General features: G+C 72.3%; 18 protein-coding genes. 10 read left to right on the forward strand and 8 right to left on the reverse strand.

Annotated features, from left to right (window positions below; translation table 11 throughout):
• Positions 1–131: 131 nt before the first annotated feature.
• The 6 genes from BMW85_RS21160 to BMW85_RS21185 all read right to left on the reverse strand — a co-directional run bounded on the left by BMW85_RS21160 (position 132) and on the right by BMW85_RS21185 (position 9,203).
• Positions 132–2,690 carry a ComEC/Rec2 family competence protein gene (locus tag BMW85_RS21160; RefSeq protein ID WP_245774969.1) on the reverse strand — a complete coding sequence of 853 codons (2,559 nt, stop codon included), beginning with the start codon at positions 2,688–2,690 and terminating at the stop codon, positions 132–134.
• Positions 2,691–3,075: 385 nt separating this feature from the next.
• The gene (locus BMW85_RS50420; RefSeq protein WP_245774970.1) at positions 3,076–4,203 is read right to left on the reverse strand and encodes a ComEA family DNA-binding protein; all 1,128 of its coding nucleotides are present in this window, start codon (positions 4,201–4,203) and stop codon (positions 3,076–3,078) included.
• Between the two features lie 199 nt (positions 4,204–4,402).
• Positions 4,403–5,254, reverse strand: coding sequence for a DegV family protein (locus BMW85_RS21170; protein ID WP_091083842.1), 852 nt, complete (start codon positions 5,252–5,254; stop codon positions 4,403–4,405).
• Between the two features lie 13 nt (positions 5,255–5,267).
• Entirely contained in the window at positions 5,268–6,476 is a 1,209-nt protein-coding gene (gene hutI, locus BMW85_RS21175; protein ID WP_020541796.1) for an imidazolonepropionase, read from the reverse strand.
• Between the two features lie 522 nt (positions 6,477–6,998).
• Positions 6,999–8,426, reverse strand: coding sequence for a GTPase HflX (hflX, locus tag BMW85_RS21180; RefSeq protein ID WP_091083846.1), 1,428 nt, complete (start codon positions 8,424–8,426; stop codon positions 6,999–7,001).
• An 84-nt stretch (positions 8,427–8,510) separates the two neighbouring features.
• A complete protein-coding gene (locus BMW85_RS21185; protein WP_091083849.1) occupies positions 8,511–9,203 on the reverse strand; it encodes a DUF4097 family beta strand repeat-containing protein in 693 nt (230 codons plus the stop codon).
• A gap of 155 nt (positions 9,204–9,358) precedes the next feature.
• On the opposite strand from BMW85_RS21185, the gene aceB reads away from it, so the two are divergent.
• From aceB to BMW85_RS21220, 7 genes are read left to right on the forward strand one after another with little or no spacing between them, the layout of a single operon-like run.
• Complete coding sequence (aceB, locus tag BMW85_RS21190) at positions 9,359–10,936, forward strand: malate synthase A (RefSeq protein WP_091083852.1); 1,578 nt, start codon at positions 9,359–9,361, stop codon at positions 10,934–10,936.
• Positions 10,937–10,946: 10 nt separating this feature from the next.
• Positions 10,947–12,383 carry an FAD-linked oxidase C-terminal domain-containing protein gene (locus BMW85_RS21195; protein WP_091083855.1) on the forward strand — a complete coding sequence of 479 codons (1,437 nt, stop codon included), beginning with the start codon at positions 10,947–10,949 and terminating at the stop codon, positions 12,381–12,383.
• Positions 12,380–13,546 (forward strand): FAD-binding oxidoreductase, encoded by a 1,167-nt coding sequence (locus BMW85_RS21200; RefSeq protein ID WP_091083857.1) that lies wholly within the window; start codon positions 12,380–12,382, stop codon positions 13,544–13,546. The genes BMW85_RS21195 and BMW85_RS21200 overlap by 4 nt, the downstream gene beginning before the upstream one ends.
• A 2-nt stretch (positions 13,547–13,548) precedes the next feature.
• Positions 13,549–14,751 (forward strand): (Fe-S)-binding protein, encoded by a 1,203-nt coding sequence (locus BMW85_RS21205; RefSeq protein WP_091083858.1) that lies wholly within the window; start codon positions 13,549–13,551, stop codon positions 14,749–14,751.
• The gene (locus BMW85_RS21210; RefSeq protein ID WP_245774971.1) at positions 14,748–15,491 is read left to right on the forward strand and encodes an IclR family transcriptional regulator; all 744 of its coding nucleotides are present in this window, start codon (positions 14,748–14,750) and stop codon (positions 15,489–15,491) included. The genes BMW85_RS21205 and BMW85_RS21210 overlap by 4 nt, the downstream gene beginning before the upstream one ends.
• 14 nt (positions 15,492–15,505) lie before the next feature.
• On the forward strand, positions 15,506–16,249 hold the full coding sequence (locus BMW85_RS21215; RefSeq protein ID WP_091083861.1) for an IclR family transcriptional regulator: 744 nt from the start codon (positions 15,506–15,508) through the stop codon (positions 16,247–16,249).
• A gap of 3 nt (positions 16,250–16,252) precedes the next feature.
• Positions 16,253–16,465 (forward strand): DUF2277 domain-containing protein, encoded by a 213-nt coding sequence (locus tag BMW85_RS21220; RefSeq protein WP_091083863.1) that lies wholly within the window; start codon positions 16,253–16,255, stop codon positions 16,463–16,465.
• 33 nt (positions 16,466–16,498) lie between these two features.
• Here the strand turns inward: BMW85_RS21220 and BMW85_RS21225 are convergent, their stop codons facing one another.
• Positions 16,499–16,738, reverse strand: coding sequence for a DUF6289 family protein (locus BMW85_RS21225; protein WP_091083866.1), 240 nt, complete (start codon positions 16,736–16,738; stop codon positions 16,499–16,501).
• 68 nt (positions 16,739–16,806) lie between these two features.
• Positions 16,807–17,226 (reverse strand): hypothetical protein, encoded by a 420-nt coding sequence (locus tag BMW85_RS21230; protein ID WP_091083869.1) that lies wholly within the window; start codon positions 17,224–17,226, stop codon positions 16,807–16,809.
• Between the two features lie 92 nt (positions 17,227–17,318).
• Between BMW85_RS21230 and BMW85_RS21235 the strand changes: the two genes are divergently transcribed.
• The 3 genes from BMW85_RS21235 to BMW85_RS21245 are packed head-to-tail and all read left to right on the forward strand — an operon-like array spanning position 17,319 to position 19,650.
• Positions 17,319–17,996, forward strand: coding sequence for a response regulator transcription factor (locus tag BMW85_RS21235; protein ID WP_091083871.1), 678 nt, complete (start codon positions 17,319–17,321; stop codon positions 17,994–17,996).
• Complete coding sequence (locus tag BMW85_RS21240) at positions 17,993–19,231, forward strand: sensor histidine kinase (RefSeq protein ID WP_091083874.1); 1,239 nt, start codon at positions 17,993–17,995, stop codon at positions 19,229–19,231. Before BMW85_RS21235 ends, BMW85_RS21240 begins: the two co-directional genes overlap by 4 nt.
• Before the next feature lie 35 nt (positions 19,232–19,266).
• Positions 19,267–19,650, forward strand: a complete 384-nt coding sequence (locus tag BMW85_RS21245) for a PepSY domain-containing protein (RefSeq protein WP_091083876.1) — start codon at positions 19,267–19,269, stop codon at positions 19,648–19,650.
• Positions 19,651–20,270: the final 620 nt, after the last annotated feature.

Here is a 20,270-nt window from a genome sequence, read left to right on the forward strand (position 1 = left end):
CCGGCTTACGCGGTGCATCTCCGCCGGCACCCGGCTTACGCGGTGCATCTCCGCCGGCACAAGAACCACGGGGCGAGGCGGACCGCCGGGAGATCCGCCAGTCTGACCCGAGCACCAAGGGTGAAGGCGTGTCAGAAAGTGGCCCGTCTCCTTAAGGCGCGGCTGTGCCTCAGCTCATCCCCGGGCAGCCTTTCCCCGTGGTCCCCGTGGTCCCCGTGGTCCCCGTGGTCCCCGTGGTCCCCGTGGTAATCGCGGCGCGGACCGTACGCCTCCGGTGCCCTGGGATCACCCCTCGCGACGATCGCCAGGCCGCCGTCACGCTCCACCACGGCGAGGTCGCCCGATCGGTCGGTCCGGTAGGGCGTGACGCCGATGCGCCGCAGCAGGGCGAGCGTGGACGGTGCCGGGTGACCGTAGTCGTTGTCGGCCCCCACGCTGATCAGCGCCGCCCGTGCCCCCAGCGAGGCGAGAAAGGCCGGCGACTGACGGTTCGATCCGTGGTGAGGCGTCTTGAGGATGTCGGCTCGTACGGGATGCCGACGTAACAGCTCGTCCTGGGCCTCGGTCTCCAGATCGCCACCGAACAGCATCGACCCCGCCCGCCAGCGCACCCACAGCACCACGCTCGCGTTGTTGATCGTGCTTCCCTCCCCCTGCCCGTGCGCCGGGCCTCCGCCGGCCTCGGGCGCGATGACGCTCACCTCCGACGGCCCGAACCGCCAACCGGTCCCCGGCGCCACCGCCCATTCGGGGATGCGGCGGCGTGCCAGGTCGGCCGAGATACGGGTGCTCGCCTGCGGGTTCGTACGTTGCGAGCTGACGACCACCGCGCCGACCCGCCGGTTCCTCAGCACCCCCGCTAGACCGTTGACGTGGTCGGCGTGCGGATGAGTGAGCACGAGCAGCGGTATGTCCTTGATCCCGGCTCTTCGCAGGCATTTGTCCATGACGACCGGGTCCGGTCCGGCGTCCACCACCACGCCCTGCCCGGCTCCAGCCGCGATGATCATGCCGTCGCCCTGGCCCACGTCGCACATGATCATGAGCCATCCGTCCGGCGGCCATGCCCCCACGAGCGGGCGGACGACCAGCACCGCCACCAGCGCAGCACCGGCGACGGTCAACGCCAGCACGCGCCAGGCCCGACGGCGAAGCACGATCATCACCACGGCCGCGGTGACAGCCAGCAGGCCGAGTCCCGCGAGCCCGCTCGGCCACGGGACCGTGGCGAACGGCAGATCGACCGCCCGACCGGCGACCGTGATGATCCAGCCGACGGCGTACCCGGCGGGGACCACCAACAGCGCGGCGGCGTCCGGCCAGAGCGGCGCGACGAGTGCCGCCCCGAACCCCAGCAGCGTCGCCGGCGCCACGGCCGGGGCGACGAGCAGGTTCGCGAGCAACGCCACGGGCGTCACCTGACCCGACATCAGCACGAGAACAGGCGTCACGGCCACCTGCGCCGCCGCAGGGACGGCCACCGCCTCCGCCAGCCAGCGCGGCAGCAGAAGCCGTCGGCCTTCCGGTCGCCGGCCACCCGGTCGCGCATCTTGGCGCTCGTCGGCGTCCGCCTCGTGCGCGGCCGTCCGTGACCAGCGGTCGCGCCAGCGTGGGGCGATGAGCAGGATGCCGGCGGTGGCCGCCACCGACAGGGCAAAGCCGTAGGAACGGGCCAGCCCGGGAGCGAAGAGCGTCAGCAGCAGGACGGTCGCCGAGAGCGCCGCGAACCCGTCCTTGGCGCGACCGGTGGCCAGAGCGATGCAGGCGGCCAACCCCATGAGGAGCGCTCGCAGGACGCTCGGCGACGGACGGGCCACCACGGCGAAACAGAGCATGGCAAGGGCGGCGAAACCGGCTCTCACGGGGAGGGAGAGCCGGAGCAGGCGGGACAGCGCGAGCGTCGCGCCCGCGACGATGGCGAGGTTGGCGCCGCTCACCGCGTTCAGGTGGTTCAGGCCGGTCTCCTTGAGGTCGGACGACACCTGAGGGTCCAGGCGGGAGACGTCGCCCACCACGAGGCCGGGCAGGAGGCCTCGCTGATCCGCAGGCAACGTGTCGGCGGCGGTACGCAGGCCCGCCCGCAGACTGCCGGCCACGCTCTGGAGGGGCGACGGAGCCGTCAGTACGCGCGGCGGTCCGCGTACAAGGAGGATCGCCGCCTCCAGGTCGCCAGGGGTGGGTCTGGCGAGGCGGCCGGTGACCTCGACCTGCTGGCTCGGCAGCAGGTCGCCCCATGCGCGACCGCTGGCGAAGACGGTTATGGGGACGTCGACCGACTGGTTGCGGATGCTCCCGGTGAGGTGCGACTGGATGGTCCTCAGGGTGGCCGGGACGACGTACCGGTCCTGGGCGAACTCTCGTGGGCCTTGGTGGTGCTGGGGTCTGCGTCTCGGATCGTCGGTGATCGCGATCTGGGCCGTGATGGTCGCGTTCCTGGCCGCAAGGTCGGCTACTGGTCCGGTGGTGAGGGCGTGTATCCGGAGCGCGACAGAGGCCGAGGACGCGGCTGCGGCGATCAGCGAGGCTATGACGATGTTCCGCCATGTGTGCTGCTCGGTGGCGATGGTGCATGTCCCCGCCTGGGCTGCTTGCGATTGCCGGGGTGTGGAACTTGTGGAGCGGCGTGTGGCGTCCTGACTCCTCCGGCGCGTGCGGCGGCGGGTGCGCCAGGCGGTTGTGCCGGCGGCCACGGTTGCGACGGCAGCGACGAGCATGCCTGCGGCGGCAGAGCAGCTCAGGAGGATCAAGGCGCTGGCCCAGGCGGCCAGGGCGGGCAGCATGAGGGGCCAGGAGGGCTTCTGCTCGTCAATCGGTTCGTGCTCGTTGTTCGGTCCGTGCTCGCCGTCGGGGGCGTCTGGCGAGTCCTGCCGTGACGTGGGCTTGCGCGCGGGTGCAGCGGGCGTGGTGATGACAGTTGCCCGCGGTCCGGATCCCCGCGGAGCGGATTCCCCCGGATCAGTTGGCCGCCGATCGGATCTCCGCGGGTCAGTTGATCCAGGTTCGGGTCGTCCGGGGGCGGTTGGTTGCGTGCCTGCTGGGTGTGGGCTTGGCGAAGGGCCTTTGGGCGTGGTCATGTCAGACGCGGACCTTCGGCTTGATCTCCGCGTACTTGCGTGGACCTATGCCGGAGACCTCGCGTAGTTGCTCGACGCTGGTGAAGCCGCCGTGTGCGTTGCGGAACTCGGCGATGCGGGCGGCGAGGACTTCGCCGACGCCTGGGAGTTGTTCGAGTTGGTCGGTGGTTGCGGTGTTCAGGTCGAGGACGGCGTCTGCTGGGCTCGCACCGAGGGCGGCAGCGGATGCTCCGGGGGCTCCTACGACGATCTGCTCGCCGTCGATCAGGCGTCTGGCGAGGTTGAGTGACCCTGTGGCGCTGGTACGGGAGGGGCCGCCGGCCGCTGTCACCGCGTCGGCCACCCGGGTGCCTGCGGGGAGGAGGTAGACGCCTGGCTTGCGGACCTTGCCGGTGACGTGGACGGTCAGTTTGGTCGCGGCGGTGGCCGTGGGGGGTGTTGCGGGGGCGGTCGGGGTGGGAGGCGGCAGGGGTTGTGGGGTTGGTTGTGATTGCCAGACGAAGTAGACCGCGACCGCCACCGCGAGGGCTCCGATGGCGAGCAGCACGCGGAGACCCGGCCTGCCGGGATCGAGAACTGGGGCCTGAGAGGTCAGGGCGGCGCGGAATGCCTGGAAGGAGGAAGAGATGGAGGCGGCGGCGGTGCTGGGGTGGCGCGGCGGTGATCCGAGGAGCTGGTTGCCGCTGTCCGGCGAAGGGAAGGCGTGCTGGTCGGCGTCGTCGGTGGCGGACGGAGATCCGACGGTTTCTGAGGTGAGGTCGGAGTATGAGGGGCCGCCATCGCGTATGGCGAGGAAGGCGTCGGAGTCGAGGACGGGGAAAGGGTCGGAGTTTCGGGTGGCGGCGTAGGGAGTGCTGTCAAGAGTGGCGGCGCCGTCGCGGGAACGGCGGATGTGGGGAGGTGAGTCGGTGGGGTGGAGATGGCCGTTGTCGTGGTGGCGGTGAGTGCGGGGTATGCGGTCCTTGGCAAGCTCCTGGTCCTGAGTGATGAGGGTTGTGAGGTTGTGCGGGGAGTGGCCGGGCGTGCGGCGGTAGGGGAAGAGACGGCGGGGGCGGCGCGGAGGGTTGATGAGCGACCGTAGCCGGGATTCGGCTATGGCTCGTTCTGCGGTCGGATCGGGGGTTCGCACGGCACAGACGGTAGGACTGTTGCGGGCCAGGTGAAGGGCCGAACGGGGTTCTGGGGATAGCGGTGACGGTGGGGCGTTGAGCCTGTGGATAGCGGGGCTGCATAGGCCGTTACGAGGGCCGACCATGCCCGACAGGCCCACGCGCAGAAGGTGCATGGGGTGCCGTGCCGTCGGGAGGAGGGTCAGGAGGTGTGGCGGCTCAGGAGGTGTGAGGGGTGATGGTGAGGCCGAGCATGCCAGGGCCCACGTGTACGCCGATGACCGGCCCGACCTCGACCACCTGAAGGTCGGCGAGGGCGGGGAGGCGCTTGCGGAGGCGTTCCGCGAGGGCTTCGGCTCGGGGGCGGGCGGCCAGGTGCTGGACTGCCAGGTCCACGGGCTCGTCGCCGGCCGCCTGCACCGCCAGATCCTCCAGGCGGGCGATGGCGCGCGTGGCGGTGCGGACCTTCTCCAGGAGGGAGATCTGGCCGTCCACGATGTGGAGAAGAGGCTTGATCATGAGGGCGGAGCCGAGGAGGCGGGCGGCGGCGCCGATGCGGCCGCTGCGGCGCAGGTTGTCCAGGGTGTCGACATAGAAGTACGTCCGCGTGGACATGGCGCAGCGGCGGGCGGCCGATGTCACCGTCTCCAGGGGCGCGCCCGCGGCGGCGGCGCGGGCGGCGGCCAGGACCGGGTAGCCGAGGCCCATCCCTATCGAGCGGCTGTCGATCACCTCGACCGGGATGGGGGCATCACGGGCGGCGGCTCGCGCTGAGTCCACGGTGCCTGACATTTCGGCTGATAAGTGGATTGAGACGATTCCAGTGACGCCGGAGTCGGCGAGCGCGGCATAGCAGGCGGCGAAGCGGGCGGGCGAGGGACGAGAGGTGGAGGCCGGGACCGAAGGGGAGGTGGAAATCGAGGCGGAGCCCAAGGGTGAGGTAGAGGTGGGGTCGTCGTATGGGGTGCCGCTGACGATCATGGTGATCGGGACCACCGTCACCCCGTCCACCCCACCAGCCAGGCAGGCAGTCGAATCGGTGACGACGGCGATTCGGGGCAAAGACGGCATACCCCGAGACTAACTACTGGACCGGAGTCCCACCCCGCCACACGCGGCGCGGCTTGAGGCCGAAGGACCAGGCGAAGGCGCCCTCGTGGTCGGCGTCCCACTGGACGATGTCGGCCAGGCGGCCGGGCGCGAGGACGCCGCGGTCGGGCGCGCCGAGCACGGTCGCGCCGCCCAGCGTGGCGGCCCGCAGCGCGTCGTTGACGCTCATCCCGAACGCCGACACCGCCATGGCGATGACCAGCGACATCGAGGTGATGCCGCAGTAGCCGGGGTTGTGGTCGCTGCCGAGCGCGATCTGCACGCCGTGCTTGATCATCTGGCGGACCGGCGGGAGGTGGCCGCGCTGGAGGGCGGTGGCCGGGCAGACCACGGCGGGCACGCCGTAGCGGGACATGATGGCGATGTCCTCGTCGGACATGTGGTGCAGCCCGTCGGCGGAGGCGCAGCCGAGCTCGGCGGCGAGCTGGACGGCGCCGCGGCGGGCGAAGAGGCCGGCGTGGATGCGCGGCAGCAGGCCGACGTTGCGGCCGGAGGCGAGGACCCAGCGGGATTCCTCGGTGGTGAAGTGGCCCTCGTCGCAGTAGACGTCGACGCTGTCGGCGCCGGCCGCGGCCGCGTCGGCGCACCAGGCGCCCACGGCCTCGACGTATTCGCGCTGGCGGCCGAAGTACTCGGGAGGCACGACGTGCGCCGCGAGGAACGTGACGTGCACGCGCGGCATCATCGGCTCCTTCTCCAGCTCGCGCAGGAGCCGCACGTCGGCGAGCTCGCCGTCGCGCGTGAGGTGGTAGCCGGTCTTGGCCTCGACGGTGGTGGTGCCGCTGAGCAGCCAGCCGCGCAGCCGCTCGCGTACGCCGTTGCACAGGGTCCACGGGTCGGTGCCGCGGGTCACGGTGACGGTCGAGCCGACGCCGCCGCCCGCCGCGGTGATCGAGGCGGCGCTGGAGCCGCCGGTGCGGATGGCCAGCTCGGCGTAGCGGTTGCCGGCGTAGACGGGGTGGGTGTGGGCGTCGATGAGGCCGGGGGTGACCAGCGCGCCGCCGAGGTTCTCGACGTGGTCGACGTCGACGATGTCGTCGACGACTCCGGGCACGCTCTGCGGCAGGTCGGGCGCCCGCCCGACCCACGCGATGCGGTCGTTGTGCACGAGGATGGCCGCGTTGCTGAGGACCTCGTTGCCGGTCCAGAGGCGGCCGATGTTGGTCAGGAGCCGAACGGTCACCGCATCACCGCCCTGCGCGAGCCCCCGCGCGAGCGCATGGCCCAGCGCACGGCCTGTGCCGCGCCCACTGAGTCCGCTCCGGGTCCGGACGACATGGGGGGTCTCCTGCTCTCATCCGCGTCTGTTGTGCGGTGACCGTATCGCCAGAGTCATGATCCGGCGATTTCAGTTCAGTTACGTTATTTCACATATCGGGCCGGTGTACAGGGTTATTCGGAAGAAAGACCAGTCATCCCCACCGTCACCCAGCCCCACCTCGTTCACGCGGCCCCCGTTGATGACTTCGACACCATGAGTCATCATCCGAAACCCGGAAGCCGCACCTCAGCCAAGACAGCAGACCTACGTCAGGTCTGGCCAATCGTAGCAATACCAGGGCTTCAGGGACCACTGCCGCTTTTGGGCAAGTCTGCACGCTTTGCGGCAAGGCCTCCCCAGCCATGCCGTGACGTGCCCGACAATCGGACCGCCCCACCGTACCGCAGTACGGTGGGGCGTCCCGGGTGAATCGTGAAAGTGCTTCTACGAAACGCGCTCGACCGGCTTGCCCACCCGCTCCAGCTCCTGGAACAGGCTGGGCAGCACGCGCGCGTGCAGGACCGTGCCGTCCTCGACGTGGTCCACGGAGAGCACCTCGCCCTCCTTGTGGGCCCGCGAGATCAGGTCGCCCCGCTCGTACGGCACCAGCAGGTGCACCTCGTGGTCGAGCCGCGGCAGCTCCCGTTCGATGAGCTCCATGAGCTCGGGGATGCCCTTGCCGGTGCGCGCCGAGACCACGATGCTGTGCCGCTCGCGCCGCGTGATGCGGTCGAGGACCTCCTGGTCGGCCGCGTCGGCCTTGTTGACCACGACGATCTCGGGGATGGCGGAGACACCCTCGAGGTCGGCCAGCACCTCGCGTACGGCGGCGAGCTGCCCTTCGGGGTCGGGGTGCGAGCCGTCGACCACGTGCAGGATCAGGTCGGCGTCGGCGACCTCCTCCAACGTGGAGCGGAACGCCTCGACGAGCTGGTGCGGCAGGTGGCGGACGAAGCCGACGGTGTCGGCGATCGTGAACAGCCTGCCTTCGGGCGTACGGGCGCGGCGCACGGTCGGGTCGAGGGTGGCGAACAGCGCGTCCTCCACCAGCACGCCCGCGCCGGTGACGCGGTTGAGCAGCGAGGACTTGCCGGCGTTGGTGTAGCCGGCGATGGCCACGGCCGGGACCTCGCGCCGCTGGCGCGTGTGACGCTTGGTGTCGCGCGCGGTGGACATGCCGCCGATCTGCCGCCGGAGCTTGGCCATCCGCTCGCGGATGCGGCGGCGGTCCAGCTCGATCTTGGTCTCACCGGGGCCGCGACCGCCGATGCCGACGCCGCCGGCCGCCCGTCCGCCGACCTGGCGGGACAGGTTGCCACCCCAGCCCCGCAGCCTGGGCAGCAGGTATTGGAGTTGAGCCAGCTCGACCTGGGCCTTGCCCTCACGGCTCTTGGCGTGCTGGGCGAAGATGTCGAGAATCAGCGCCGTGCGGTCGATGACCTTGACCTTGACCGTGTCCTCAAGCTGGCGGAGCTGGCCAGGGGTCAGCTCACCGTCGCAGATCACGGTGTCGGCGCCGGTCGACTCCACGATGTCGCGCAGCTCAAGGGCCTTGCCCGAGCCGATGTAGGTCGCGGGGTCGGGCTTCTGGCGCCGCTGGATGAGACCGTCGAGCACCTGGGAGCCGGCCGTTTCCGCGAGGAGCTTGAGCTCCAGCAAGGAGTTGTCGGCGTCCTCGGCGGTGCCGGAGGTCCAGACGCCGACGAGAACGACCCGCTCAAGCCGCAGCTGCCGGTACTCGACCTCGGAAACGTCCTGGAGTTCGGTGGAGAGGCCCGCCACGCGCCGCAGCGCCTGACGCTCCTCAAGGTCGAATTCGCCGGTGTCGAAGCCTGTGGTCTCGAACTCGTCGAGTGCGGTGTTTTTGTGCATTCGTGTCATCTCTATGAGGGAAACGTCTGGACACCTCGATGTCTTCCCCGATGGTGGCACGACATCCCCCTGGTAAGCACCTGGTTATCCCGCTGACACGCTGATGTCGCCCGACCCGGTCCTGATGCTGATCTTGTTCGGGGAGGAGCTGTCCTTCTTCACCGACACGGTCGCGTCGCCCGAGCCCACGTCGGTCGTCACGTCGTAGGCGCCGTCGGGGACGAACAGCGTGACGTCTCCCGAACCGGCCTTGAGCTGGGCGCTCACGGGGGCGGTGGCGTACTTGAGCTCGACGTTGCCCGAGCCGGAGTCGGCCACGACGTTCTTGCCGGTCAGGTCGGCGGCGTCCACGTCGCCGGAGCCCACGTGCACCCGTACGTTCCCGCTGAGGCCGCGCAGCGTGATGTCGCCCGAGCCGCTGTCGAGGTCGACGGCGAGCCCCTTGGGGACCTCGATCCGGTAGTCGACGCCGCAGCTCCCGAGGCTCGACGGGCAGGTGTAGGAGAGGGCCAGCGCGCCGCCCTCGACCTTGTGCTCGGGCTTGGGCTTGGAGTCGCCGCGCCAGCGCAGGGTCTCGGTGACGCGGACGGCCGCGCCGTCGGTCTCGGTGATCACGGCATCGCCGGAGGCGCCGTCGAGCCGCAGCTCGGTGACCCGGTCGGTCACCTCGTACGACACGGTGTCCTTATTGGTGGGACCGGCGACGGCGTCCAGACCGCAGCCGGTCAGCAGCGCGGCACCGGCCAGCAGGCCGCCCGCGATCGCGATCGTTCTCATGGGATCGATCTTTCCCCGGCGAGTCGCCCGCGCCCATCGGGGATGTCCCCTAAGACGCCCCGGGTGACCCCCGGTCTTTGACCCTGAAGGCGGGGCAGAGTAGCGTCACTTCCACAATCCAGAATCCAATTTCCACATAGCGGAAAAGAGGTCCTATGGAGATCACCGGCCCGAGGCTCGACCGGTTCGACGAGATCCTCACCCCGCAGGCACTCGACTTCGTGGCGGCGCTCCACCGGGAGTTCGACGGCAGGCGGCTGGAGCTGCTGGAGGCCCGGCAGGCGCGGCAGGCGGAGCTGTCGGCGGGCGGCACCCTCGACTTCCTGCCCGAGACGAAGGAGATCAGGGAGGGCGACTGGCAGGTCGCGTCCCCGGCCCCCGGTCTGGAGGACCGGCGGGTCGAGATCACCGGCCCGGTCGACAAGAAGATGACCATCAACGCGCTCAACTCCGGCGCGAAGGTGTGGCTGGCCGACTTCGAGGACGCCAACTCCCCGCTCTGGGAGAACTGCGTGGCCGGCCAGCTCAACCTGCGCGACGCGCTCGACCGCGCGATCGACTTCGAGACCGGCGGCAAGTCCTACGCGCTGCGCCCGGACGACGAGCTGGCCACGATCGTGGTCCGGCCGCGTGGCTGGCACCTGGACGAGAAGCACGCGAACGTCGACGGCCGGCCCGTGTCGGCCTCGCTGTTCGACTTCGGCCTCTACTTCTTCCACTGCGCCCAGCGGCAGCTCGACAAGGGCAAGGGCCCGTACTTCTACCTGCCGAAGATGGAGTCGCACCTGGAGGCGCGGCTCTGGAACGACGTCTTCACCCGCGCGCAGGCGCTGCTCGGCATCCCGCACGGCACTATCAGGGCCACCGTGCTCATCGAGACCTACCCGGCCGCGTTCGAGATGGAGGAGATCCTCTACGAGCTGCGCGAGCACTCGGCGGGGCTCAACGCGGGCCGCTGGGACTACCTGTTCAGCGTGATCAAGAAGTTCCGCACCCGCGGGCGGGAGTTCCTGCTGCCGGAGCGGAACGCGGTGACGATGACGGCGCCGTTCATGCGCGCGTACACGGAGCTGCTGGTGCGCACCTGCCACAAGCGCGGCGCGCACGCGATCGGCGGGATGGCGGCGTTCATCCCCTCGCGCCGCGACCCCGAGGTCAACGCGGTGGCGCTGGAGAAGGTGCGGGCGGACAAGACGCGCGAGTCGGGCGACGGGTTCGACGGGTCGTGGGTGGCGCACCCGGACCTGGTGCCGATCTGCCAGGAGGTCTTCGACGGGGTGCTCGGCGAGCGGCCCAACCAGCTCGACCGGCTGCGCGAGGACGTCGCCGTCACGGCCGCCGACCTGCTGTCGGTCTCCGAGACGCCGGGCGACATCACCGAGACCGGGCTGCGCAACAACGTGGACGTCGCGCTGCGCTACCTGGCCGCGTGGATGGGCGGCTCGGGCGCGGTGGCCATCCACAACCTCATGGAGGACGCCGCCACGGCCGAGATCTCGCGCTCGCAGATCTGGCAGTGGATCCACAACGACATCACGCTGGCCGACACGGGCGAGCGGGTGACGAAGGAGCTGGTCGAGCGGATCATCGCGGAGGAGCTGGAGCAGGCGTCCAAGGAGCCGGCGTACAATGAGAAGTTGTTCGGCCAGGCCACGGCGTTGTTCAAGGAAGTGGCGCTCGACGACGACTTCGCCGAGTTCCTGACCCTTCCCGCCTATGCCCGGATGCCGTAGAACAAGCGTGATGGAGACACTGACGGCGGCGTTGCTCTCGGTGCTGCCCCGCGATTCGGTGATCACCGATCCGGTGCGCCTGCGCACCTACGAGTGCGACGGCCTCACCTACCACCGGGCGACCCCCGGCGTGGTCGTGTTGCCGGCCACGGCCGAGCAGGTCGCCCGGGTGGTACGCCTGTGCAACGACTTCGGCGTGCCGTTCGTGGCGCGTGGGGCGGGCACCGGTCTGTCCGGCGGCGCGCTCCCCCGCGAGGACGGCGTGCTCATCGTGACCTCGAAGATGCGCGCGATCCTGGAGATCGACCTGCCGAACCGGCGGGCGGTGGTGGAGCCCGGCGTCACGAACCTCGCCATCACCGAAGCCGTGCGCGAGCAGGGCTATTACTACGCGCCCGACCCCTCCAGCCAGCAGGTCTGCTCGATCGGCGGCAACGTGGCGGAGAACTCCGGTGGCGCCCACTGCCTCAAGTACGGCTTCACCGTCAACCACGTGGAGGCGTGCGAGATCGTCACCCCTGACGGCGACCTGGTCACGCTGGACCGGATGGACCCCGGCTACGACCTGCTGGGCGCGTTCATCGGCTCCGAGGGCACGCTCGGCATCGCCACCAAGATCACCGTACGGCTCAGCCGGGCGCCGGAGGCCGTCACCACGGTGCTGGCCGCGTACGAGAGCATCGAGCAGGGCGGCCAGGCGGTCTCGGAGATCATCGGGGCGGGCATCGTGCCGGCCGCGATCGAGATGATGGACGCGCTCGCCATCGAGGCGGCCGAGGCCGCGGTGGCCTGCTCCTACCCCGAAGGCGCGGGGGCGGTGCTGATCGTGGAGCTGGACGGGCCGGCCGCGGAGGTGGAGCGGCAGTTCGCGCGGCTCAGGGAGATCTGCGCGGGCGCGTTCGAGCTGCGCGTGGCGGCGGACGCGGCCGAGCGGGCGGCGATCTGGAAGGGCCGCAAGTCGGCGTTCGCGGCGGTGGGCCGCATCAGCCCCGCCTACATCGTCCAGGACGGCGTGGTGCCGCGCACGGCGCTGCCCGGCGTGCTGGCCGCCATCGACCGCATCTCGGCCGAGCACGGCATCAGGGTGGCGAACGTCTTCCACGCGGGCGACGGCAACCTCCATCCGCTGGTGCTGTTCGACGACGCCGAGCCGGGCGCGGGCGAACGGGCCGAGGTGGTGTCGGGCGCGATCCTCGACCTGTGCATCGAGCACGGCGGCTCCATCACCGGCGAGCACGGTGTCGGCGTGGACAAGGCGCGCTACATGCCGCGCATGTTCAGCGAGACCGATCTCGACACCATGCAGCTCGTCCGGTGCGCGTTCGACCCTGAGGGCCTGGCCAATCCGGGCAAGGTGTTCCCCACGCCGCGCCTGTGCGGCGAGGTGCCGGGCGTACGCAAGGGCGTTCATCCGCTGGTCGAGTCGGGGAAGGCGGAGCAGTTTTGATCGAGGGTGCGACGGTCAGGCAGGCGGGCCCCGAGGACGCCGTCGGCGGCGTGCTCCCCCGGTGGGTCGCGCTGCCGGAGAGCGTCGAGGAGGTCGCGGCGGTGCTGCGCGCCTGCGCCGAACGGGACCTCGCGGTGGTGCCCGCGGGCGGCGGCACGAAGCTGCACTGGGGGGCGCCCCCGGAGCGCTGCGACGTGCGGCTCGACCTGGGCCGCCTCGACACGATCCTGGAGCACGCGGCGGGCGACCTGGTGGTCCGCGCGCAGGCCGGGGTGACGATGGGCGCCCTTGCCGCGGCGCTCGCGGACGAGGGCCAGGAGCTGGCCGTGGACGCGCCCTTCCCCGAGGACGCGACGGTCGGCGGCACGCTGGCCACCGCGCCCGCCGGCCCCCGCGCCTTCCGCTACGGCACCCCCCGCGACCTGCTCATCGGCGTCACGGTCGTGCTGCCGGACGGCACGGTCGCCCGCTCGGGCGGCAAGGTCGTCAAGAACGTCGCCGGCTACGACCTCGGCAAACTCTTCACCGGCTCCTACGGCACGCTCGGCGTCATCGCCGAGGCCACGTTCCGGCTGCACCCGCTGCCCGCGGCGCGGCGCTGGGTGCGCGCCGAGGTGGACGCGGCGGACCTGCCGGGGATCGCGGCGGCGCTGGCCGCCTCGCAGGCCGAGCCGAGCGCCGCCGAGGTGGACCGGCCGGAGCCGGACGCGCGCCCGGCGCTCGCGGTGCTGGCCGAGGGCGCGGCGGCGGAGAGCCGCGCGGCGGAGCTGCGCGAGCTGGTGGGCGGCGGCGAGATCTCCGACGCGCCGCCCCCATGGTGGGGGCTGGTCTCCCGGGACGAGACGCTGGTCGAGGTACGTTTCCCGGCCACGGGCCTGGCGGCCGTGCTGGAGGCGGCCGAGCGGGCCGGTCTGGCGGTGCGCGGGTCGGTGCTGTCCGGGCGGGTGCTGATGGCGCCGTCCGCACCCATGGAGCCGGAGGTCCTGGCCGGGCTGCGGCGGCGGGTGGAGGCCGCGGGCGGGCGGGTGAACGTGCTGGTCACGCCGCACGCCGGGCTCGACCGGTGGGGGCAGGTGAGCGCGCTGCCGCTGATGCGGCGGGTCAAGGAACGGTTCGATCCCGGGCGCAGGATGTCTCCCGGCCGGTTCGTGGGAGGCATCTGAGCATGGACCCTAAGCTGATCAACGACTGCGTGCACTGCGGGTTCTGCCTGCCGACGTGCCCGACGTACGTGCTGTGGGGCGAGGAGATGGACTCACCGCGCGGGCGCATCCACCTGATGAAGCAGCACGTCGAGGGCACGCCGGTGACGCCGGAGATGGCCGGGCACTTCGACGCCTGCCTCGGCTGCATGGCGTGCGTGACCGCCTGCCCGTCGGGCGTGCGCTACGACCGGCTGATCGAGCTGACCCGGGTGGAGGTGGAGCGGCGGCACGAGCGCGACCCCCAGGAGCGGGCGGTGCGCGGCATCGTGTTCAGCCTCTTCCCCTATCCGCGCCGGCTGCGGCTCACGCGGCCGGTCACGCCGCTCGCCCGGCGCATGGCCGGCTACGTCGGCAGGGCCAACCCGAGCCTCGGCGCGATGGCCGCGCTCACGCCCCGCGTCGAGCGGCGCGAGCGGCTGCCGCGCGTGGTGCGGGCCAGGGGCGAGCGCCGGGCCGTGGTCGGCATGCTGCTCGGCTGCGTACAGCGCGAGTTCTTCCCGCAGGTCAACGCGGCCACGGCGCGGGTGCTCTCGATGGAGGGCTGCGACGTGGTGATCCCGCCCCGGCAGGGCTGCTGCGGCGCGCTCAGCGTGCACGCCGGGCGCGAGGAGCAGGCCAGGCGGCTGGCGCGGCGCACGGTCCGGGTCTTCGAGCGGGCCGGGGTCAACACGGTCGTGGTCAACTCCGCGGGCTGCGGCTCCTCGATGAAGGAGTACGGCGAGCTGCTGGGCGAGGAGCCGGGGTTCGAGGTGCGCGACCTGTCGGAGTTCCTGGCCGAGCTGGGGCCGGTCGCCGAGCGGCACCCGCTGCCGCTCACCGTCGCCTACCACGACGCCTGCCACCTGGCCCACGCCCAGGGCGTACGGTCACAGCCGCGCGAGCTGCTGGCCGGCATCCCCGGGCTGGAGGTGCGCGAGATCCCCGAGTCGGCGATCTGCTGCGGCTCGGCCGGCACGTACAACATCTTCCGGCCCGAGGCCGCCCGCGACCTCGGCGACCGCAAGGCGAAGGCGGTCGGCTCGACCGGCGCGGAGCTGCTGGTGTCGGCCAACCCTGGGTGCACGATGCAGATCGCGGCGGCCATGCGGCGGGCGGGCGACGACATCCGGGTGGCGCACATGGCCGAGGTGCTCGACGCCTCCCTGCGCGGGGTGGGCCTGTGAGCGTCCAGTCGGTGGAGCGGGCGCTCGACGTGCTGGAGGCGCTGGCCGAGCACGGGGGCGAGGCGGGGCTGTCGGAGATCGCGGCGCGGACGGGGCTGCCGTACGGCACGATCCACCGGCTGCTGCAGACCCTGCTCGCCCGCGGCTACGTACGCCAGGAGTCCGACCGGCGCTACGCGCTCGGGGGCGGGCTGGTGCGGCTCGGCGGGGTCGCGGAGGGCATGGTGGCGGTGCGGGCGCAGCCTTACCTGGAGAAGATGGTGGAGCTGTCCGGCGAGACGGCCAACCTGGCCGTGCTCGAAGGCGACTTCATCGTCTACGTGGCGCAGGCGTCCTCGCCGCGCCGGCTGCGGATGTTCGCCGAGGTGGGGCGGCGGGTGCTGCCGCACAGCACGGCGGTGGGCAAGGTGCTGCTGGCGGGGCGGCCTCCGGAGGAGGCGGTCGCGGTGTTCGAGCGCACCGGCATGCCCCGCCGCACCCCCAACACGATCACCGAGATCGAGGCCATGCTCGCCGAGCTGGCGGCGGTGCGCGAGCGCGGTTACGCCATGGACCTCGGCGAGGAGGAGCTGGGCGTGCACTGCATGGCGGTGCCCGTACGCGACGGCAGTCGGGTGGTGGCGGCGATGTCGGTGTCGGGGCCGGCCGAGCGGATCGACGCGCTGGACCGGGCCGAGCTCGCCGAGGGGCTGGGAAAGATCGCTCTCGACTTCGGCAGGGAGTTCGGCCCGCACTCCTAGTAACCTGTTGCGCCATGAGCAACAGCACGACGGTCCAGTCGGTCGACCGGGCCATCGCGATCCTGGAGATCCTCGCCCGCGAGGGCGCCACCCGGGTGACCGACCTCGCGGCGGAGCTCGACGTGCACAAGTCCACCGCGTTCCGGCTGCTCGCGGCGCTGGAGCAGGGCGGGCTGGTGGAGCAGAGCGGCGACCGGGGCCGCTACCGGCTCGGGTTCGGGGTGATCAGGCTGGCCGGCGCGGCCAGCGCCCAGCTCGACCTGGCCCGCGAGAGCCGGCCCGTGTGCCTGCGCCTGGCCGCGGCGGTCGGCGAGACCGTCAACGTCGCGGTGGCGCAGGACGGCGCCACGGTCAACATCAGCCAGGTGCGCGGCCCGGCCGCGATCAGCGGCCACAACTGGGTGGGCCAGCGCACCCCCTCCCACGCCACCTCCAGCGGCAAGGTGCTGCTCGCCTTCGGCGCGCTGCGGCTGCCCGACGGCGAGCTGGAGCGCTACACCCCGCGTACGATCACCTCGCCGGACGCGCTCGGGCTGGCGGAGATCAGGGAGCGCGGCTGGGCGGTCACCGTGGAGGAGCTGGAGCTCGGGCTCAACGCCGTGGCCGCGCCGGTGCGCGGCCGCGACGGGAGCGTGGTGGCCGCGGTCAGCGCGTCCGGGCCGTCCTACCGGCTGACGCCCGGACGGCTGCCCGAGGTGGGCGAGCTGCTGGTCCGGGGCGCTCAGGAGATAAGCGAGCGCATCGGCTATTACGGTTGAGTCATGTGCAGGAGCATCAAGACCCTCCGTCCTCCGTACGTCGAGAGCGTCAGCGAGGACGACGTGCGCGCCGCCGCGCTGCAGTACGTCAGGAAGATCTCCGGATTCCGCGCGCCGGCCGCGCACAACGCCGAGGCGTTCGACCGCGCGGTCGAGGCCATCACCAAAGCGTCCGAGGAGCTGCTCGGCGCGCTCGAGGTGCGCGGGAGCCGCTGACCGGCCCGGCCGGTCAACGACCCCAGGTACGCCTCAGCAGGGCGTCTCCACGAAGACCGGGATGCCGCGGGTGCCCCACATGGAGCGGTTGCCGGCGCAGTCCTCGTAGAGCTCTCCGACGACGGTCGTGTACGTGCCGTCGGAGTAGAACGTGGTCACGCAGTAGTGGTCGATCCTGCAGGCGCGGGCCTGGGCCGGGGACGCGGTGGCGGCCGTGACGGCGGCCGCGGCGAGCAGGGTGGCGAGCAGAGGGGTGAGGACACGGCGGATCATCGGCGGTCCCTTCCGTCGTTGAGGGGGGTTGCTCCGATGATCGCCCCGCGGCGGCAGGTTGGGAAGGTTCAGCCGTGGCGCAGGACCGGCCGGCCCGCCGAACAGCCGATCTTCAGCTCGATCTCCTCGCCCTCGCGCGGCTCGAACTCCACCTTCGCCTCGGCGGCCGGCCCCGGCTCGACGCCGTCGACCGAGTAGTCCTGGGCCGGGCTCCACGAGCGCAGCGTCACCAGGCCGCCGTCGCAGGAGGCGACGACCGTGCCGCCCGCGCTGCGGATGAGCCCGCCCTGCTGGGTGCGCTCGGGGGCGGCGGCCGGCGTGGCGGCGGCGCGTACGGTGGCGGTGGCGAGCGCGGCGGCCGCGTCCTCCTCCGACAGGACGTGCCCCGAGGCGCCGGTGACCCCGGTGCCGACCAGCCCGAGCACGGCCAGGGAGGTCCCGGTCGCGACGACGGCGGTGGCGGCCCAGGCCAGCAGATATCTCTTCATCCCCGCCAGCTTCCCCCACGTCGGGCTAAGACCGGGTTAAAGGGAGGCTAAGGCGTCCCAAGACAGGGTCAGTGAGCGGCTACGTTCGTGCTATGGCCGACATTCTGCTCATCGAGGACGACGTGGCGATCCGCACGGCGCTCAGCCGTGGCCTGCGGGAGCTGGGGCACGCGGTGTCCTCCTCACCGACCGCCCTCGACGGCCTCAAGCTGGCCGTGCAGGACCGGCCCGACCTCATCGTGCTCGACCTCGGGCTGCCCGACCTGGACGGGGTGGAGCTGCTGCGGATGCTCCGCGCGGTCAGCCGGGTGCCGGTCATCGTGGCGACCGCGCGCGACGGGGACGCCGAGATGGTGCCCGTGCTGGACGCGGGGGCCGACGACTACGTGGTCAAGCCGTACAGCGCGGCGCAGCTCGACGCCCGGGTACGGGCGGTGCTGCGGCGCGCGGGCGGGTCTGCGCCCGAGCCGCTGGCGGTGGGGGCGCTGCGGGTGGACCCGCGGGCGCGTACCGCGACGCTGGACGGCACACAGCTCGACCTGACGCCGCGCGAGTTCGACGTGCTGCACTACCTGGCGGCGCGGCCCGGCGAGGTGGTGACCAAGCGGGAGCTGCTGACCGAGGTGTGGCAGCTCCCGTACGGGGGCGCCGACAAGACCGTGGACGTGCACCTGTCCTGGCTGCGCAGGAAACTCGGCGAGACCGCGGCCGAGCCCCGCTACCTGCACACCGTGCGCGGTGTCGGCGTCAAGCTGGTCGAGCCGGCATGAGGCGCTGGCTCGCGCTGCTGGTGGCGGCCACCACGTCGCTGGTGCTGATCGCCCTGCTGGTGCCGATGGCGGTGCTCATCAGGAGCGTGGCCGAGAACGGCGCCATGGACCGGGCGCTCACCGCGGCCGGGTCGGTGGCGGTCGCCGTCGGCACGCCGGACCTGCCGCTCGCGGTGGAGCAGGTGGCGCGCTCGGTGACGGTGTTCCTGCCGGACGGCACGACCCTCGGCGAGGAGGCCGAGCGCTCGGCCGCGGCGCGGCTGGCCGCCACCGGGCGCAGCGTGACCGCAGAGGCCGACGGCGGCAGGGAGGTGCTGGTCTCCGCCCAGTCGCCCGAGGGCACGGCGGTGATCAGGGTGTTCGTGCCGGAGGACGAGCTCATGCGGGGCGTGCGCGAGGCGTGGGCGGCGCTGCTCGCGCTGGGGCTGGGGCTGGTGGTGCTCGGGATCGTGCTGGCCGACCGGCTGGCGCAGGCCGTGACGCGGCCGGTGGACGGCCTCGCCCGCGTCTCGCACCGGCTGGCCGGCGGCGACCTCACCGCGCGGGCCGAGCCCGGCGGGCCGCCCGAGGTGCGCTCGGTGGCGCTGGCGCTCAACCACCTGGCGGGGCGGATCGACGAGCTGCTGGTGGCCGAGCGGGAGTCGGTCGCGGACCTGTCGCACCGGCTGCGTACGCCGCTGACCGGCCTGCGGCTCGACGTCGAGTCGCTGCGCGACCCCGAGGAGGCGGCGCGGCTGCAGGCCAGGGTGGACGCGCTGGAACGGGCGGTGAGCGCGCTCATCACCGAGGCGCGCAACCGCACCGCCGACCGGGAGTCGTGCGAGGCGGGCGCGGTGGTGCGCGAACGGGTGCGGTTCTGGTCGGTGCTGGCCGAGGACCAGGGGCGGGAGGTCGAGGTGACGCTGCCCGACGGGCCGCTGAGCGTCGCCGTACGCGCCCAGGAGCTGGCGGCGTGCGTGGACGCGCTGCTGGGCAACGTCTTCGCGCACACGCCCGAGGGCGCCGCGCTGTCGGTACGGCTGGCCGGACACCCGGACGGCGCGCTGCTGGCCGTGCAGGACGACGGGCCGGGGTTCGACCCCGCGCTGCTGGAACGCGGCATCAGCGGCGGCGGCTCGACCGGGCTGGGGCTGGACATCGTCCGGCGTACGGCCGAGTCGTCCGGCGGCCGGCTGGCCGTCTCCTCGCCGTCCGGGGGCGGGGCGCGTGTTGAGGTGGTTTTAGGAGCCGCTTAGCGCGCGGTTATCGGCGTCCGCGATGTCCTTGGGTCATGCGAAACACGAAGAAGTTCATCGTCATCGGTGCCGGGGTCGTCACGCTGCTGGCGGGCGGTGGAGCCGCCGCCTACGCCGCGACCGCCGCGCCCACCCCCTCGGCCGCGCCCGTCGCTCCCAAGATCACCGCCGAGCGGGCCATCGAGCTGGCCCACCAGCAGGTCCAGGGCGCCTGGGTGAGCGAGGTGGACCACGACGACTCGGGCAAGTGGGAGGTCGAGCTCGTCAAGGACGCCCAGGTGTACGAGGTCGACGTGGACGCCACCAGCGGCAAGGTGACCGCGCACCCCGCCAAGGCGGCCGGCAAGGACGACGACGGCAGCGACGACAACGGCCACGACCGCGGTGACGACCACGGCGGCGACCGCGACGACGACTGACCTGCCCGGCTGAGATCCCTTGACGGAACGTCCCGCCCGCCGCCCCCGCTCATGGGGAGCGGCGGGCGGACCCGTGTCCGGAGGGGTCAGCGCGTGAGGCGGTTCAGGTAGGCGTAGCAGGGGTCGCGCCGGAAGTCGTGGAAGGTCGCGCAGGGGTCGACCGGGCTCCCGGGATGCGAGGGGTGCGGCTGGGGCGGCTCCCCGCGCGGGGCCTCCGGAGGGGCCTGCGGGGTGGGAGAGCCCGTGCGCCGGAGGTCCGGCGGCGGGGCTGCGGGGCCTGGTGGCCGGGCGGGCTCGGCGCGACGCGGGCGGGGCTCCGTCAGCGAGCGCGGCTCCGTCGAGGGCCCGGGCTCCGCCGAGCGCCTGGGCTCCGCCGGCGGCCGGGGCTCCGCCGACCGGCGCGCGGAAGGGGCGGGCAGCGCGCCCGGGGAAGGCCGGGCGCCCGGAATGGATCCCACCAGCGGGAGGTCCGGGAAGGGCAGGGTGTCCGCCGGCGCTCCCGGCGAGGGCACGGCCCGCACCCAGGGCGCCGGATCCGGCGTTTCCACCTCATCATGGAGCGTTCCATCATCTTCCGACGGAGATGCGATCAATGTCATACGAGTGACGCGCGGAGTACT

It is taken from the genome of Nonomuraea wenchangensis (genome assembly GCF_900111685.1).
GTDB lineage: Bacteria > Actinomycetota > Actinomycetes > Streptosporangiales > Streptosporangiaceae > Nonomuraea > Nonomuraea wenchangensis.

Coding starts and splice junctions, on each gene's coding strand:
- BMW85_RS21235 (WP_091083871.1), top strand. CDS start 17,319: ATGGCCGACATTCTGCTCATCGAGGACGACGTGGCGATCCGCACGGCG.
- BMW85_RS21225 (WP_091083866.1), bottom strand. CDS start 16,738: ATGATCCGCCGTGTCCTCACCCCTCTGCTCGCCACCCTGCTCGCCGCG.
- BMW85_RS21170 (WP_091083842.1), bottom strand. CDS start 5,254: ATGCCGTCTTTGCCCCGAATCGCCGTCGTCACCGATTCGACTGCCTGC.
- BMW85_RS21195 (WP_091083855.1), top strand. CDS start 10,947: ATGGAGACACTGACGGCGGCGTTGCTCTCGGTGCTGCCCCGCGATTCG.
- BMW85_RS21220 (WP_091083863.1), top strand. CDS start 16,253: ATGTGCAGGAGCATCAAGACCCTCCGTCCTCCGTACGTCGAGAGCGTC.
- BMW85_RS21185 (WP_091083849.1), bottom strand. CDS start 9,203: ATGAGAACGATCGCGATCGCGGGCGGCCTGCTGGCCGGTGCCGCGCTG.
- BMW85_RS21215 (WP_091083861.1), top strand. CDS start 15,506: ATGAGCAACAGCACGACGGTCCAGTCGGTCGACCGGGCCATCGCGATC.
- BMW85_RS21245 (WP_091083876.1), top strand. CDS start 19,267: ATGCGAAACACGAAGAAGTTCATCGTCATCGGTGCCGGGGTCGTCACG.
- aceB (WP_091083852.1), top strand. CDS start 9,359: ATGGAGATCACCGGCCCGAGGCTCGACCGGTTCGACGAGATCCTCACC.
- BMW85_RS21230 (WP_091083869.1), bottom strand. CDS start 17,226: ATGAAGAGATATCTGCTGGCCTGGGCCGCCACCGCCGTCGTCGCGACC.
- hflX (WP_091083846.1), bottom strand. CDS start 8,426: ATGCACAAAAACACCGCACTCGACGAGTTCGAGACCACAGGCTTCGAC.
- BMW85_RS21240 (WP_091083874.1), top strand. CDS start 17,993: ATGAGGCGCTGGCTCGCGCTGCTGGTGGCGGCCACCACGTCGCTGGTG.
- BMW85_RS21205 (WP_091083858.1), top strand. CDS start 13,549: ATGGACCCTAAGCTGATCAACGACTGCGTGCACTGCGGGTTCTGCCTG.